Here is a 14,207-nt window from a genome sequence, read left to right on the forward strand (position 1 = left end):
CGCCATCTCCGCGCCAACAGCCTGCGTCGCGGCTGCCCGGATCTGCGGCCTCAGACACCCAGAAGCGAATTCACCTGCCAATCGGCAACCCGCGCATGGCTCACCGCCTGATGACTGCCGCATCCGTCGCAGCGGAACAAGGCACCGCCCGGCAGCTGGACCAGGTTGTCTTCGCTGGCCGAGCGGGTTTCCGAACAATGCCGGCAGATGACAGTGAGCGCCGTAATGCGCTCGACCCCGCCAGACAAATCGAACACAGCTTCGAAGGCATGGATGACAGGGTGACCAGTGGCCGGCATCGGGAGAGTCGTCGTGATGGGAAGGCCTTATCCTGCCCTCCCGATCGTGACGGACGGGTCATCCGCATGCATTGGAACGATCAAGATGCCAGGCGGCTCAGAGATCCTTCTTCTTGCCGCTCAGGTCGATCGGCCTGTCGCTGCCCTTGCGCTCGCTAGACCACACTTCCATGCTCTTGTTGCAGCGGCTTTCGCGGGCAGCCACTTCGCGCGGCAGGTCCTTCAGGTGCGGCGATTCCTGGCAGGCCTGGTGCATGTTGCTGTCGTCATAGGTGGCACAGGCGCTGAGCGAAGCCAGGCCAACGGCGGTGAGGGAGGCGCGAAGCAGGGGCTGCAGGGTCATGGGGAGGTCTCGGGTGGTGCCGGGCTGGCCATGGAATTCAAATCCGTGACCCGGGCACGCACAATCCGTCCGACCGCGCTTGTTATTTTATAACAGATACGCGATAGTCCCGCGCCTGCTGCCTCAGGCGACGCAGATCAACAGGATCATGCTCAGCGCCAGCATCAGCACGAATATGCGCCGGCTCAGTGCCAGGCAGGCCAGGCAGGCGGCCAGTGCCCAGGCAGCCAGCAGCGCGCAGGCCAGCAGCCACAGCCCGATCACGATCAAGGATCCACTGGCCGGTGCGGACAGTGCGATCGCCTTGAACAGCGTCACGCCCAGCACACTGCCGAGTACGCCCGCCTGCAGGGCGATGGCATCGTGACGGGCAGGGGCGGGCGGGTGGTGCATGTCGGCGGTGTTCGTTCGCTGCGAGGAAGGCGCAGCCACTGTGCCCGACCGCATATCCACGCCATGTGTTTTTCGCGCACGCGATGCGCAGCCGGCGCGGGCCTCAGTCGAACTCGCCCTCGGCCGATTCCAGCCGTTGCCGGTAGGCCGCCCGATGCTGGTACAGGCGTTGGCACTCGGCGGACCGGTGAATCCGGCTGGCCGGTTCGTTGGCCACGGCGTCGCACATCCTTGTGATGTGGTTGCTGGATGCCAGTTCGGTCACGAAGAACACGGCGGTGATGCCGGTACCGAGCAGCACGACATAGAGCAGGCGGCTGAGCCAGCGCGTGCGCTTGCGCTCGAAGTGCTGCTGGAGGGTCAGGTCGAAGCGGATGATGCTGAGCACGATCCAGATGATCGCGACCAGGAAGCAGAGCGTGGGCAGCAGGCCTCGCCAGATTCCTGCTTCGTATACCGACTCGCTGTAGTGGACTGCTGCCCCGGCACCGGCGATGGCGATCGCCAGTGCCCAGTTGCGGCCAAGCGAGAGCAGGTCATCGAGCAGCTTCTCGCGGTTCCTGGTCGATCCTGCTGCCACGTGGGTTCCATCTCCATGCTGCGACCGGCGGCGGAACTGCCGCCGATCCTGCAGATGGTGGAGCATCGGTGCGGTGATGAGAAGACCGCGCGGCTCAATGTGCGATGACGCGGGCGCCGATCCAGCGTCGGTAGCGGCGGGTCCGACACTTCGCGGCCGCCTGTGCCAGCAGCAGTGCCCATACCGGCGAGACCGTGGGTGCGGTGGGGCGGCGCCGGCTCAACCGGCCCAGCTGATACTTCACTGCGGCCATGTGCGCACTGGCCGCCAGCGGCTTGCTGCGCCAGTTGATGTTGCGCAGTGTCGGCACCGGGTCGCGGCCCTGCTGCCAGTGCTGCGGCAGATCCGGCTCGATCGCCAGCGCCGTGGCGATGCCGACCATGGCCACGCCGCTGGCCAGCACCTGCTCTGCCACTTCGCGGCGGCGGATGCCACCGGTGACCATCAGCGGCATCGTTGCCACCGTAGCGATCTCGCGTGCGAATTCGAGGAAGTACGCTTCGCGGGCCACGCTGCGTTCGTCGCGTGCGGCGCCGGTCATGGCCGGTGCTTCATAGCTGCCGCCGGACAGTTCGACCAGATCCACGCCGAGGGGCGCCAGCATCTGCACCACTGCGCGCGCGTCCTCGGGCGAAAAACCGCCGCGCTGGAAGTCGGCGGAGTTGAGTTTCACCGCCACCACGAACGTGGGCGCCACGGCCGCGCGCACACCCTGCACGATCTCCAGCAGCAGGCGCGCACGGTTCTGCAGGCTGCCACCCCAGCGGTCATCGCGGCGGTTCGATAGTGGTGACAGGAACTGGCTGAGCAGGTAGCCGTGCGCCGCATGGATCTCCACCCCGCTGAAACCCGCGCGCTCGGCCAGCTCGGCACTGCGGATGAAGCGCGCGATGACCGAGTCGATGTCGTCCTCGGTCATCGCCTTGGGCGGTGCGAACTGCTTGGACAGCGCGCCCATCTGCAATGCGACGGCTGACGGCGCGAGCGCAGGCTGGCCAAGTGCGGCCGGCATCTGCCGCCCCGGGTGATTGATCTGCATCCACATCTGCGCGCCCCGCGTGCGGGCAGTGTCCGCCCAGGCGGTGAAGCGGTCGAGGTGGCGGTCGTCCTCCAGTACCACGCCACCGGGCCCGGTCATGGCGCGCCCATCGACCATCACATTGCCGGTGATGATCAGTCCGGCGCCACCGTCGGCCCAGCGCTGGTACAACTGCAGCAGTGCTTCGGAGGGGGCGTGGTCGACGTCGGCCATGTTTTCTTCCATCGCCGCCTTGGCGATGCGGTTGCGGATGACGGCACCGGAGGGCAGTGCCAGGGGCGAGAACAGCGACATCGGACAGCTCCAGGACAGGGGAATGGCGCTACGCTAACCTTCAAGTTTGATTGAAGGTCAACAGGTTCCGATGTCGAGGATTCAGGCAGATGAAGATCGGTGAGCTGGCAAGCCGCACGGGCCTGGCAGCGTCGCGCATCCGCTTCTACGAGGAGGCGGGGTTGCTGGCGGCCCAGCGGCAGGCCAACGGCTACCGTGACTACCCCGAGCAGGCGGTCCTGCTGCTGGAGCTGATCACCGGTGCCCAGCGTGCCGGTTTCAGCCTGGAGGAGATACGCGCCCTGCTGCCACCGGACATGGGCCAGTGGCAGCACGACGCATTGATCACGATGCTGCAGCAGAAGGTGGCCGACATCGAGGCGCTGCAGTTGCGGCTGGCACAGAGCCGGGAGCACCTGCTGGCCCTGATCGAGGACATCCAGGCACGACCGGAGGGCATCGACTGCGCGGCCAACTCGCGGCGGGTGCTGGAGCGGGTCAAGCGCGGTGAGCTGGCGCGACCGACGCTGGCGGCCGGCGACACAGCATTGCTGCGGCCGGATCGCCGCCGCCGCGCGGGCGGCAGCTGACGATCCGACGCGAAGGTCAGTGGCTGCCCACGCCGGCTGCCTTGCGCTTCTTGTCCAGCATCACCGCCACGCACCACAGCAGCAGGCCGCCGATCGCGGTGGCCGCACCGACATAGCCGGTGCTGGCCGGGCTGAAGCCGGCACTGATCGCCATGCCGCCCAGCCACGGGCCGAGGGCATTGGCGGTATTGAAGGCGGCATGGTTGGAGGCGGCGGCCAGGGTCTGCGCTTCGCCGGCCACGTCCATCAGGCGCGTCTGCAGTACCGCCGCCAGCGCGCCCATCGTGCCCACGGTGATGATCATCGGGCCGATGGTCCACACCGATTGCGCGGCCAGCGGATACAGCAGAAGCATCACGATCGACCACAGCAGCACCACTGCAGCGGCCTTGAAGTGGAACTTGTCGACCAGCCAGCCACCGGCGATGTTGCCGATGATCGCGCCGATGCCGAATACGCCCACTGCCAGCGGCATCCAGGATTCGGCCACGCCGGTGACCTGCACCAGGGTCGGCGCCAGGTAGGTGAACACGCAGAACATGCCGGCGAAGCCAACGGCACCGATCGCCAGCGCCAGCCACACCTGGGTGGTGTTGAAGGCGCGCAGTTCGCGCATCGGCGAGGTGCGAACTTCGTCCGGATCCGGCAGCAGGAAGCGCGCGATCATCGCCACGGTGGCGATGGCCAGCACGCTGACCAGGGCGAAGGCGGTACGCCAGCTCAGCTGCTGGCCCAGCCAGGTGGTCAGCGGATTCCCGACCAGGATCGCGATCGACAGGCCCAGCAACACGCGCGACATCGCCTGGCCGCGCTGGCCGGCCGGGCTGATCGCGGCGGCCACCAGCATCGCCACGCCGAAGTAGGCGCCATGCGGCAGGCCGGCGACGAAACGCGCAATGAGCATCGTGCCGTAGTTTGGTGCCAGCGCGCTGGCCAGGTTGCCGACGGCATAGAAGCCCATCAGTGCCAGCAGCAGCTTGCGGCGCGGGAAGCTGGCGCCGACGAAGGCGAGGATCGGGGCGCCGACCACCACGCCGATGGCGTAGGCGCTGATCAGGTGGCCGACCTGGGTTTCGGAGATCGACAGGCCGCGGCTGATCTCCAGCATCAGGCCCATGCTGGCGAATTCGCTGGTGCCGATGGCGAAGCCGCCCAGGGACAGGGCAAGGATGATCAGGGTGCGCTGACGGGGCGTCAGCCGCGCAGCCAGGGAAGAGTTGGGGCTCATGCGGGGCGCGATGGGGGCGGGGAGCCGGTCATTGTACTGCTGCACCGCAGCAAGGGCAGCAGCACTCAGGGTAAATCAGCGTTTGATCGGTGACACGTTCGCCCACCCCGCCACCGCGCTGCGCGATCAGATGCCCAGCGCCGCCCGGGCGTGCGCATACTTGCCGCGCAGGCGCCCGGCCGTCGCCGCGTCGAGCATCGCCAGGCGCTGCGGATCGGCGTTGTCCTCCAGATCGGCCTGCTTCACCTTCAGTGCCAGCGGGTGGGCGGCAATGCGCGCGTAGTAGCTGTCCGCGTCGGGGGCCGCGTCGCGGTTGAGCAGTTGCACCGCCTCGCGCAGCGGTGCGGGAAATGCCTCGATCCGTGCGGCCAACGCCGGACAGTCTTCGGCTACGTCATGCAGCCAGGCCACCACTTCGGCGTCATCGTCGCCGCGTATTGCGGCCGCCACCCGCGCCACATGGCAGATGTAAGGCTGGCCAGCCTTGTCGATCTGGCCCGTGTGGGCCTCGGTGGCCAGCGTGCGTGCAAGTGCTACCCAGTCCATCGCAGTCTCCTTGGATATCCGCGGACAGTTTCGCGCAAAAACCGCAGCGCTTGTGCATACGCCGATGACACTGCGATGGGCATGATGGCGGGGCAGGGGACGCAGTGTCGCCCCGACAAGGAGGAATGCGATGCAGGAATTCAGGCATGTGCTGGAAACCCGCGGCCGCTATCAGCTGGTAGCAGTGTCCTACGAGCCGGTGTACGCTCCGGGCGATGTGGTCGGCCATGCGGTCGTCGCCGACGATGGGGATCGTCTGACCGACCTGGTATCACTGGCCGAAGCGCGCCAACTGCTGTTGCAGCGGGTGCGTGAAGAGGGCGAAGAGCCCGGGCTGGAGAACGAAAACAACCTGCGGAAGAAGGCGTCGCGCTGGCGCCGCCGCTAGGCCGTCGCGCCCTCGTGCGCATCATGGAGGATTCGGGTGTTGCCCAGTAAGAAGTATCTGCTCATCGCCATCGTCACGCTGGCGACCCTGCTGCTTGGTTTCGTGTTTTCCGGCTACCTGACCCTGTTGTTCCTGGGCCTGGACACCAAGCTGTTCACCTGGAACACGTACTACCAGTACTACCACGCCATTGGCCAGCCACAGGTCGCGCCCTTCGTGGGCAAGATCAAATGGGCCGGCTACGTGGGCTTCGGCCTGCCGTTGCTGGTACTGGTGGTGACCGGCCTGGTGCTGCTGCTGAAGAAGGACAAGCGCTCGCTGCATGGCGACGCGCGTTTCGCCACCGGCGCCGACCTGTCCAAGCACGGCATGTTCAAGAAGACCGGCCAGAGCATCGTGGTCGGCAGCCATGGCGGCAAGCTGGTGCGGCTGGACGGCCAGCAGTTCGTGATCCTGGCCGCGCCGACCCGCTCGGGTAAGGGCGTGGGCGTGGTCATCCCGAACCTGCTGGAGTACGGCGAATCGCTGGTGGTGCTGGACATCAAGCAGGAGAACTTCGACCTGACCAGCGGCTGGCGCGCCAGCCAGGGCCAGGAGATCTACCTGTTCAATCCCTTCGCAGAAGATCGGCGCACGCACCGCTGGAACCCGCTCAGTTACGTGTCCGATGACCCGGCGTTCCGGGTTTCGGACCTGATGAGCATTGCCGCGATGCTGTATCCGGATGGTGCCGAGGACCAGAAATTCTGGGTCAGCCAGGCGCGCAACGCGTTCATGGCCTTCACCCTCTATCTGTTCGAGAACTGGGACGACGAGCGCAGCAGCGGTTTCCCGGGCGGCTCGGGCACGCCCACGCTGGGCGCTGTCTACCGGTTGTCGTCGGGTGACGGCACCGAGTTGAAGAAGTACCTCAAGGCCTTGTCGGAGCGGCCGTTCCTCAGCGCCAACGCACGTTCGGCGTTCGCCAACATGCTGTCCCAGGCCGATGAGACCTTCGCCTCGATCCTGGGTACCTTCAAGGAACCGCTCAATCCCTGGATCAACCCGGTGCTGGACAAGGCCACCAGCAGCAACGACTTCCTGTTGACCGACGTGCGCAAGAAGAAGATGACCATCTACATCGGCATCCAGCCGAACAAGCTGGCCGAGAGCCGGCTGATCATCAACCTGTTCTTCAGCCAGCTGATCAACCTCAATACCAAGGAACTGCCCAAGTCCAACCCGGACCTGAAGTACCAGTGCCTGCTGTTGATGGACGAATTCACCTCGATCGGCAAAGTCGAGATCATCGCCTCGGCGGTGTCCTACATGGCCGGTTACAACATACGCCTGCTGCCAATCATCCAGAGCATGTCCCAGCTCGATGCCACCTACGGGCGGGAGGTGTCGCGCACGATCATCACCAACCACGCGCTGCAGATCCTGTATGCGCCGCGGGAGCAGCAGGATGCCAACGACTACTCGGACATGCTGGGCTACACCACCATCCGCAAGAAGAACGTCACCCACGCCCGCGAGAAGACCCACAGCTTCACCGAAGAGCGGCGCGCGCTGATGCTGCCGCAGGAACTGAAAGCAATGGGGCCGGACAAGGAAGTGTTCCTGTACGAGGGCATACCGCATCCAGTGAAGTGCGACAAGATCCGCTATTACAAGGACCGCTACTTCACTTCGAGGCTGCTGCCAAAAGTCGACGTCCCCATGCTTAACGTCTAATTCACGTCGCTAAATTTGTGACTTATATTCATATTCATCGACGTGAAAACGTGAGCTGAGTCAAGAATTCGGCATCTGTTCATAGATTTTCAGACTTGTCTGACATGGAATTGACGCGTGGTTGTGTAACTCTGTGTTCGTCATCCAGAAGTGTGTGTTGGATGGCAAAAGTTGTAGCGCAGGGTGGCCAGGAGTTTGTGCCATGGAAACAAGGATGGTTTCGACGTTGGTGAGGGTGTGCGGGTGTGTCGTCGACAAAGTCTGGCGGCCCCGCGACCTGGTTGGCAGCTTTCGGGCTGCAGGGGAGCCGGGGCAGGTGTGCTGCATGCCAGCGCGTCTCCCCGATTCCGGCGTGCGCCATGCAGCGCCGGACGACCAGGGAGCCAACGCTCGGGACTGCTTTTTCGTACGTCAAAGTGAAGCCCGTATGAATCAGGCGTTTATCGCGAAAATGTCCATCGCCGCAGTCGCGGCGCTGATGGTGGCAGGTTGTGCCACCAAGTCCGCTCCCGATTTCGGCGGCCGCTGGAAGCCGGTCAACCGCTTTGCGGCGGCGACGACCGAAATCCCGCTGTACTCCAGCTACGTCTACCAAGCCTCGCCGATGGATGGCACGCTCAAAGCCATGCTCGAGCGCTGGGCCAAGGATTCCGGACGCACGCTTGATTACCGCCTCAGCTCGGACTTCACCCTGTACGGCGCGGTCTCGAACATCGACACCACCAACGCTCAGCAGGCCGTGATCGATCTCACGGCGGCCTATGCGGCACAGGGCATCTCCGTCTCCATTGTTGGCAACCAGATCGTTGTGCAGAGCGCTGGCTCGACGCCCACCGCGTCGGCGCAGGGCGCTGATTCCAACAGCGGCACCTGAGTCCACATCGAAATCATCGAACGTGCCGCTCCCCGCGCCTGTCGCAGGGGTGCCACGCCCATTGATGTTTCAGCAGTACGGAAGAATCCATGTTCCGCAAGAAGGATCCCGGCAATAGTCCCAAGGTCGAGCAGTCGGTCGCCAAGGCGGTCAGCTACGAGATCACCGTGGCCGACATGGCACGCCGCAGCGAGCGTCGTGCGTGGTGGGTGGCTACAGGCTCATTGCTGATGTCGCTCGCCCTGGCAGGCGGCTATTACTACATGCTGCCGCTGAAGGAGAAGGTGCCGTTCCTGGTGATGGCCGATGCCTACACCGGCACCGCGACCGTCGCGCGCCTGAGTGGCACCTTCCAGGGCGAGACGATCACCACCAATGAAGCGATCAATCGCAGCAATGTCGCCCAGTACGTGCTGGCGCGCGAATCGTACGACTCGGCGGTGATGGGGTTGCGCGACTGGGAGCTGGTGTTCGTCATGTCCAGTGATTCCGTTGCCGCAAGCATGAAGCAGCGCTATGCCAGCAACAATCCGCAGAATCCGTTCGTGATGTACGGCCGGGGCAAGGCGATCAGGGTCAAGATCCTCAGCATCACCCCGCTGGGCGTGCAGGCGAACGGCAGCTTCCGTGGCGCGTCCGTGCGCATCCAGCGCAGCCTGCTCGACAAGCGCAGCGGTGCATCGACCTATCTGGACAACCAGCTGGTCACCATGCGCTTCCAGTACAACCAGAATCTGGCGCTCTCCGAACAGGACCGCGTGCTCAACCCATTGGCGTTCCAGGTCACGGAGTACCGTGTCGACAACGACTATGCGCGCGGCGTGCCCGTGCCGGATGACGGTGCCATGCAGCAGCAGGCCCAGGATGCCGCGCAACAGGCACAGCTCGCCGCACAGCAGGCGCAGGGCATGTACGTTCCGAACAATCCGGCCGCTGCCACCATGATCGATCCCGCCACCGGTCAGCCTGTCGCAGTGCCGGCCAATGGGCAGATGCAGCCGATGCAGGGTGCGCCCATGCAGGGGCAGCCGGTCCAGGGGCAGCCGATGCCGGGGCAGGGCGCGCCGGGACAGCCGGCAATGATGCCGGCACCGAACCATTCCACCGGAAATGCTGATGGAGCAAGCAACCGATGAGTAGTCGAAAAATCAGGGGAAGCGCGTGGGCGCTGCTGTCGTTGCTGTCGCTGGTGTTTTCCAGCGCGGCGATGGCACAGGCAGTTGACCACTACGAGTATGAGAAGGACCGCATCTACCCGGTTCGCACCGGCCTGGGCCTCACCACCCAGATCGAGCTGAGCCCGAACGAGAAGATCCTCGACTACAGCACCGGCTTCAGCAGCGGCTGGGAACTCACCCGTCGCGAGAACGTGTTCTATCTCAAGCCGAAGAACGTCGACGTCGACACCAACATGATGGTGCGTACCGAGACCCATTCGTACATTTTCGAGCTGAAGGTCGTCGCCACCGACTGGCGCCAGCTTGAGCAGGCCCGTCGCGCCGGCGTGCAGTACAAGATCGCATTCGTCTATCCGAATGACACTGTGTTCGGCCCTGCCCAGTCGGCGGTCGAGGAGGAGGCGCAGCCGCTGCTCAGTACCGAGCTGGCCAAGGATCGCCAATACAACTTCAACTACTCCTATTCGACCAGCAAGGCCAAGAAGATGGGATGGCTGGTCCCGGTCAACGCCTACGACGATGGCCGTTTCACATATCTGAGACTGCCCAACTCGCCCGAGTACAAGACCGGTATCTTCCCGGCCGTATTCGGTCGCGAGAAGGAGTATGGCGAGGATTTCGTGGTCAACACCACGGTTGAGGGCAATACGCTGATCGTGCACGGGACGTACCCGTACCTGGTCATCCGCCACGGCGACTTCGTCGTCGGCCTGCGAAGGAACGTGAAGAAATGAGCCAGCAGAACACTCCCGAAAACGATCCGAATCCGTCTCCGTACGGACAGGGGCCTGCGGCTCAGGAGCCATCGGCGAACCCCTACTACGGGCACGCGCAGGCAGAGGCGGCGCCGGATCTGGATGCCAGTGCCCCACAGCTTCGCTCTGCGGAAGAGCAGCGCTTGAACCGCAAGGCGCTGTTGTTCCTCGGCGGCATCCTGGTGTTGTTGCTGGCCATGGGCTTCCTGCTGCTGCGCAAGGGCAAGGAAGACGCTGAAGAAGCCAAGGCGCCGCCGCAGGTTGCACGTTCGAGCACCCCCGACCTGCCGATCATTGCACCCTCCGCGATTCGCGAGGCTGCCCGGGAAGCCGCCGAACCCATTCCGATGCTGCCGCCACCGCCGCAGGAAACGATGGGCCCGACGTTCATTCCTCGTGCCGAACCCGAGCGCGAGGTCGAGCGTGGCCCGAGTCTGCTGGATCGCCGCATTGCCGGTAGTGGTGGCGCAGGCGTGGGCACGGGCGACGCTGGCGGCCAGGCCGCAGCAGGGGACAACGACGATCCCTACATGCAGGCCACATTGGCTGCGCTGCAGGCGCAGAACGGCAATGCTCCGCCGGCCAAGGTGCGCCGCGGGCCTGATGTGGAGGATGTGTCCAATGCTTCCTACATCCGGAGCCCCGACGCGCTGCTGGTGCGTGGCACCTATCTGCGTTGTGTACTCGAGACCCGCATCATCACCGATCTTGCAGGTTATACGTCGTGCCTGTTGACCGAGCCGGTCTACTCGATCAACGGCCGCAGCCTGCTGCTGCCCAAGGGGTCCAAGATCTATGGTGCGTACGGTGGCGGTCCCAAGGGCAAGCGCGTGGAAGTGATCTGGGATCGCATCACCACGCCCAATGGCATCGACGTGGCCATGTCCAGCCCGGGCGTGGATCAGCTGGGTGGTGCCGGTCATCCTGGCCAGTACAGCGCGCACTGGGGTAGTCGCATTGCGTCGGCGTTGATGATCAGCCTGATCGCCGACGCCTTCAAGTACGCCGCAGCCGAGCATGGCCCAGAGTCGACGACGGTTTCCAGTAATGGTTTTGCCGTTCGTTCGCCCTATGAAAGCGCCACCGCGCGCACGATGGAGCGTCTCGCCAACGAAGCCCTGACCAGTTCGAATCGCCCGCCGACTGTCACCATCAACCAGGGAACCGTCGTGAACGTCTACGTCGCAAAGGACGTCGACTTCACCAACGTGCTCAACCCGCGCCGGTAACCCGAAGAACAACCATGGACGCCGAAGTGTCACCCCTCGCCCTCGTTTCCAGCGACTTCCTGCGCTATCAGTACGAAGTGCTGGGCATCGCCGAGTACATGACATCCCCGGAAGTGACGGAAATCTGCATCAACCGTCCCGGTGAGCTGTACCTGGAAACCCGGGCCGGGTGGCAGCGGGTGGAGGTGCCGGGTCTGACCTTCGAGCGGGCCCGGCAGTTCTGCACGGCAGTGGTGAACGAGAGCAACACCGGCCAGCGCATCACCGATGCCGATCCGGTCGTCTCGCTTACCTTCCCGACCGGGCAACGTGCGCAGTTCGTGATTCCACCTGCCTGTGATGCCGGCAAGGTTTCGATCACGATCCGCCTGCCGTCCAAGCACACCAAGTCGCTCACCCAGTACCACGAGGATGGTTTCTTCAACCAGATCCTGGAACAGGATGGCAGTCTGAGCGAGCAGGACCGCGAGCTGCTGGAACTGCGCCAGCAGCGCGAGTACGCAGAGTTCTTCCGTCGTGCGGTGATGTATCGCAAGAACATCGTGGTCTCCGGTGCGACCGGTAGCGGCAAGACCACCTTCATGAAAGCGTTGGTCAATCATATCCCGGACAACGAGCGCCTTGTCACGATCGAGGACGCACGCGAGCTGTTTCTGACCCAACCCAATGTGGTGCACCTGCTGTACTCCAAGGGCGGGCAGAGCACCAGCAATGTCAGCGCAAAGAGTTGCATGGAAGCCTGCCTGTGCATGAAGCCAGAACGCATCATCCTGGCCGAGCTGCGCGGTGACGAGGCGTTCTACTTCATCCGCAACTGCGCATCGGGCCACCCGGGCTCGATCACCAGTTGCCATGCCGGCAGCCCGGAGCAGACCTGGGATCAGCTGGCGCTGATGGTGAAGGCCTCGGCCGAGGGTTCGGGCCTGGAGTTCAACGTGATCAAGCGACTGTTGATGATGACCATCGACATCGTCGTGCATATCAAGGCGCATGCCGGCTCGCGCTACATCACCGGCATCGACTTCAATCCTGGGCGTGCCCAGGGGCAGGAGGGCTGACCAATGCTGCCAGGACTGGAAATGATGGCGTGCCCGGAAATGGCCGTCTCGATGGACGTGATGCAGCACGTCATCAACGTGGAATCGTCGCGCAACCCCTATGCCATCGGCGTGGTCGGCGGCGCCCTGGTGCGCCAGCCCAAGGCCCTCGACGAGGCGCTGGCCACCGTTCGCATGCTGGAGGAGAAGGGCTACAACTTCTCCATTGGCCTGGCTCAGGTCAACCGTTACAACCTGGGCAAGTACGGGCTGGATTCCTACGAGAAGGCCTTCCAGCAGTGCCCGAACCTGCAGGCTGGTTCGCGCATCCTCGCCGATTGCTACAAGCGCTCCGGTGGTGACTGGGGCAAGTCGTTCAGCTGCTACTACTCGGGCAACTTCGAGACCGGCTTCCGTCACGGGTACGTGCAGAAGATCTATGACTCGATCCGCCGCGGTCAGCAGGTCGCAAGCAACGGCGTCGCGCCGATTGACGTGGTCAGCCGCGGCGAGCGTCGGGTGGTCAGGGTCGAACATCATCCGCAGACGGCCTCGCCGGCCCAGGCACGCATCGTCGCCCAGGCCAGTGCGCCGGTGTACGTGCCGTCCAATGACCCTGCCCGGGCCTACACCGTTTACCCATCCACCGGTGCGATGGCCCGCGGCAGCCTGCTGAACATCGCCGACCAAGCGGTATCGCGCGTGGTGCTGGGCTCGGTCGATCGAATGATGCAGCCACAGGCACAGGGTGGAAACGACATGCCGCAGCAAGCTCCACAGCCGTATCAGCAGCCTGGTGCGGCGCAGGGCGGGGCAGCCATGCCGCAACAGCTTCCCGGGATGGCTGCCGGCGCGAACGCGCCGGTGATGCTGCGCCCGTGGAATGAGCGTAACGCGCCGGCAGCGGACACCCAGAATTTCTACAACGCACCGGCGCCCCGTGCGCCGGTGCAGCAGATTCCCGCAGGGGATGCGGCCTTCGTGTTCTGACGAAGTCGTGGTGCGACCGGTCCCCCGGCTGGTCGATTCAGTTGTGTTAGTCCATCAACAAGGAAATCAATCCATGAAGCGATTCAATCTCGACCTCGTCCAGGCCCAGCGCACGCTGAAGACCATGCTGATGGCCGTCGCTTTCGCCGGTGCTGTGTTCGCTCCGCAGGCCCTGGCCGGCACTGACTTCGGTGGTACCGATGGCAAGGTCTGCGGCTTCTTCTCCAACATCAACGGTCTGCTGAACATGGCCTCGATCGCCGTGGTCACGATCGCCGTGATCTTCGCCGGTTACCAGATTGCGTTTGCCCACAAGCGCATCGGTGACGTGGCCCCGATCCTCATCGGCGGTGTGCTGATCGGCGCGGCAGGCCAGATCGCGCGCATGCTGCTCGGCAAGGAGGCTGGCAGCTGCGAAAAGGTCGGTGGTGGCGACGGCGCTGGCATGGCGTTTGAAATGATCAAGCACGCCGTCCAGTACTACAGTGCATAAGAACGTCCTGTTCCGGGGATGCACGCGCCCAGCGATGTTCCTGGGCGTTCCCTACCTGCCATTTTTCATGGTGGCGGGTGGGTTGTTGCTGCTGAGCATGTACACGAACTTCTGGTTTCTGCTGACCATCCCGGTGGCCATCTTCATCATGCGGCAGATGGCCAAGCGTGACGAGATGATCTTCCGCCTGCTGGGCCTGCGCCTGATGTTCAAGCTCAAGGTGCGCAACGTGCAGGAGCATGATGGCATGTGGGTG

The 14,207-nt window shown here is 64.2% G+C and carries 18 protein-coding genes; 11 read left to right on the top strand and 7 right to left on the bottom strand.

The genetic code is table 11. The features are described from left to right. Positions 1–50: 50 nt before the first annotated feature. The 5 genes from N5J73_RS17680 to N5J73_RS17700 form a co-directional block, all read right to left on the bottom strand. On the bottom strand, positions 51–299 hold the full coding sequence (locus tag N5J73_RS17680; RefSeq protein ID WP_005410137.1) for a hypothetical protein: 249 nt from the start codon (positions 297–299) through the stop codon (positions 51–53). A gap of 97 nt (positions 300–396) precedes the next feature. Next, positions 397–642: a hypothetical protein gene (locus N5J73_RS17685; RefSeq protein WP_049448510.1), complete on the bottom strand. Its 246-nt coding sequence runs from the start codon at positions 640–642 to the stop codon at positions 397–399. A gap of 123 nt (positions 643–765) precedes the next feature. After that, positions 766–1,035: a hypothetical protein gene (locus N5J73_RS17690; protein WP_049448508.1), complete on the bottom strand. Its 270-nt coding sequence runs from the start codon at positions 1,033–1,035 to the stop codon at positions 766–768. A 103-nt stretch (positions 1,036–1,138) separates the two neighbouring features. Next, positions 1,139–1,615, bottom strand: a complete 477-nt coding sequence (locus tag N5J73_RS17695; protein WP_049448575.1) for a membrane protein — start codon at positions 1,613–1,615, stop codon at positions 1,139–1,141. Positions 1,616–1,709: 94 nt separating this feature from the next. Then, positions 1,710–2,948 carry an NADH:flavin oxidoreductase/NADH oxidase family protein gene (locus N5J73_RS17700; protein WP_049448506.1) on the bottom strand — a complete coding sequence of 413 codons (1,239 nt, stop codon included), beginning with the start codon at positions 2,946–2,948 and terminating at the stop codon, positions 1,710–1,712. Positions 2,949–3,037: 89 nt separating this feature from the next. Between N5J73_RS17700 and N5J73_RS17705 the strand changes: the two genes are divergently transcribed. Continuing rightward, the gene (locus N5J73_RS17705) at positions 3,038–3,517 is read left to right on the top strand and encodes a MerR family transcriptional regulator (RefSeq protein WP_049448505.1); all 480 of its coding nucleotides are present in this window, start codon (positions 3,038–3,040) and stop codon (positions 3,515–3,517) included. A 16-nt stretch (positions 3,518–3,533) separates the two neighbouring features. Here N5J73_RS17705 and N5J73_RS17710 read toward each other — a convergent pair whose 3' ends face one another. Both N5J73_RS17710 and N5J73_RS17715 read right to left on the bottom strand, forming a co-directional pair. Further along, positions 3,534–4,745, bottom strand: a complete 1,212-nt coding sequence (locus tag N5J73_RS17710) for an MFS transporter (RefSeq protein WP_049448503.1) — start codon at positions 4,743–4,745, stop codon at positions 3,534–3,536. Between the two features lie 126 nt (positions 4,746–4,871). After that, positions 4,872–5,291 carry an HD domain-containing protein gene (locus N5J73_RS17715; protein WP_049448501.1) on the bottom strand — a complete coding sequence of 140 codons (420 nt, stop codon included), beginning with the start codon at positions 5,289–5,291 and terminating at the stop codon, positions 4,872–4,874. Between the two features lie 130 nt (positions 5,292–5,421). Here N5J73_RS17715 and N5J73_RS17720 point away from each other — a divergent pair, with 130 nt between their 5' ends. The 10 genes from N5J73_RS17720 to N5J73_RS17765 form a co-directional block, all read left to right on the top strand. Further along, positions 5,422–5,679, top strand: coding sequence for a hypothetical protein (locus N5J73_RS17720; RefSeq protein WP_005410128.1), 258 nt, complete (start codon positions 5,422–5,424; stop codon positions 5,677–5,679). A gap of 36 nt (positions 5,680–5,715) precedes the next feature. Next, complete coding sequence (locus N5J73_RS17725) at positions 5,716–7,395, top strand: type IV secretory system conjugative DNA transfer family protein (protein ID WP_049448499.1); 1,680 nt, start codon at positions 5,716–5,718, stop codon at positions 7,393–7,395. A gap of 427 nt (positions 7,396–7,822) precedes the next feature. Then, entirely contained in the window at positions 7,823–8,269 is a 447-nt protein-coding gene (locus N5J73_RS17730) for a hypothetical protein (protein WP_012480646.1), read from the top strand. An 89-nt stretch (positions 8,270–8,358) separates the two neighbouring features. Next, on the top strand, positions 8,359–9,405 hold the full coding sequence (locus tag N5J73_RS17735; RefSeq protein ID WP_049448498.1) for a type IV secretion system protein: 1,047 nt from the start codon (positions 8,359–8,361) through the stop codon (positions 9,403–9,405). Beyond that, positions 9,402–10,181, top strand: coding sequence for a TrbG/VirB9 family P-type conjugative transfer protein (locus tag N5J73_RS17740; protein ID WP_049448496.1), 780 nt, complete (start codon positions 9,402–9,404; stop codon positions 10,179–10,181). Before N5J73_RS17735 ends, N5J73_RS17740 begins: the two co-directional genes overlap by 4 nt. Continuing rightward, complete coding sequence (locus tag N5J73_RS17745) at positions 10,178–11,431, top strand: TrbI/VirB10 family protein (protein ID WP_049448493.1); 1,254 nt, start codon at positions 10,178–10,180, stop codon at positions 11,429–11,431. Before N5J73_RS17740 ends, N5J73_RS17745 begins: the two co-directional genes overlap by 4 nt. Positions 11,432–11,445: 14 nt before the next feature. Then, entirely contained in the window at positions 11,446–12,489 is a 1,044-nt protein-coding gene (gene virB11, locus N5J73_RS17750; protein WP_279941244.1) for a P-type DNA transfer ATPase VirB11, read from the top strand. Positions 12,490–12,492: 3 nt separating this feature from the next. Beyond that, positions 12,493–13,458 carry a lytic transglycosylase domain-containing protein gene (locus N5J73_RS17755; RefSeq protein ID WP_024958422.1) on the top strand — a complete coding sequence of 322 codons (966 nt, stop codon included), beginning with the start codon at positions 12,493–12,495 and terminating at the stop codon, positions 13,456–13,458. A 73-nt stretch (positions 13,459–13,531) separates the two neighbouring features. Next, positions 13,532–13,951 carry a TrbC/VirB2 family protein gene (locus tag N5J73_RS17760; protein WP_012480640.1) on the top strand — a complete coding sequence of 140 codons (420 nt, stop codon included), beginning with the start codon at positions 13,532–13,534 and terminating at the stop codon, positions 13,949–13,951. Beyond that, positions 13,944–14,207: VirB3 family type IV secretion system protein (locus N5J73_RS17765; protein ID WP_279732909.1), on the top strand; the 264-nt coding region annotated here is incomplete at its 3' end. The genes N5J73_RS17760 and N5J73_RS17765, both read left to right, overlap by 8 nt.

Source organism: Stenotrophomonas sp. GD03654 (genome assembly GCF_029845105.1).
Lineage (GTDB): Bacteria > Pseudomonadota > Gammaproteobacteria > Xanthomonadales > Xanthomonadaceae > Stenotrophomonas > Stenotrophomonas africana.

Bases quoted from the DNA above. Each gene is read 5' to 3' on its own strand.
- N5J73_RS17700 (WP_049448506.1), bottom strand. From the start codon at position 2,948: ATGTCGCTGTTCTCGCCCCTGGCACTGCCCTCCGGTGCCGTCATCCGC.
- N5J73_RS17740 (WP_049448496.1), top strand. From the start codon at position 9,402: ATGAGTAGTCGAAAAATCAGGGGAAGCGCGTGGGCGCTGCTGTCGTTG.
- N5J73_RS17705 (WP_049448505.1), top strand. From the start codon at position 3,038: ATGAAGATCGGTGAGCTGGCAAGCCGCACGGGCCTGGCAGCGTCGCGC.
- virB11 (WP_279941244.1), top strand. From the start codon at position 11,446: ATGGACGCCGAAGTGTCACCCCTCGCCCTCGTTTCCAGCGACTTCCTG.
- N5J73_RS17680 (WP_005410137.1), bottom strand. From the start codon at position 299: ATGCCGGCCACTGGTCACCCTGTCATCCATGCCTTCGAAGCTGTGTTC.
- N5J73_RS17730 (WP_012480646.1), top strand. From the start codon at position 7,823: ATGAATCAGGCGTTTATCGCGAAAATGTCCATCGCCGCAGTCGCGGCG.
- N5J73_RS17685 (WP_049448510.1), bottom strand. From the start codon at position 642: ATGACCCTGCAGCCCCTGCTTCGCGCCTCCCTCACCGCCGTTGGCCTG.
- N5J73_RS17715 (WP_049448501.1), bottom strand. From the start codon at position 5,291: ATGGACTGGGTAGCACTTGCACGCACGCTGGCCACCGAGGCCCACACG.
- N5J73_RS17710 (WP_049448503.1), bottom strand. From the start codon at position 4,745: ATGAGCCCCAACTCTTCCCTGGCTGCGCGGCTGACGCCCCGTCAGCGC.
- N5J73_RS17690 (WP_049448508.1), bottom strand. From the start codon at position 1,035: ATGCACCACCCGCCCGCCCCTGCCCGTCACGATGCCATCGCCCTGCAG.
- N5J73_RS17760 (WP_012480640.1), top strand. From the start codon at position 13,532: ATGAAGCGATTCAATCTCGACCTCGTCCAGGCCCAGCGCACGCTGAAG.
- N5J73_RS17735 (WP_049448498.1), top strand. From the start codon at position 8,359: ATGTTCCGCAAGAAGGATCCCGGCAATAGTCCCAAGGTCGAGCAGTCG.
- N5J73_RS17745 (WP_049448493.1), top strand. From the start codon at position 10,178: ATGAGCCAGCAGAACACTCCCGAAAACGATCCGAATCCGTCTCCGTAC.
- N5J73_RS17720 (WP_005410128.1), top strand. From the start codon at position 5,422: ATGCAGGAATTCAGGCATGTGCTGGAAACCCGCGGCCGCTATCAGCTG.
- N5J73_RS17755 (WP_024958422.1), top strand. From the start codon at position 12,493: ATGCTGCCAGGACTGGAAATGATGGCGTGCCCGGAAATGGCCGTCTCG.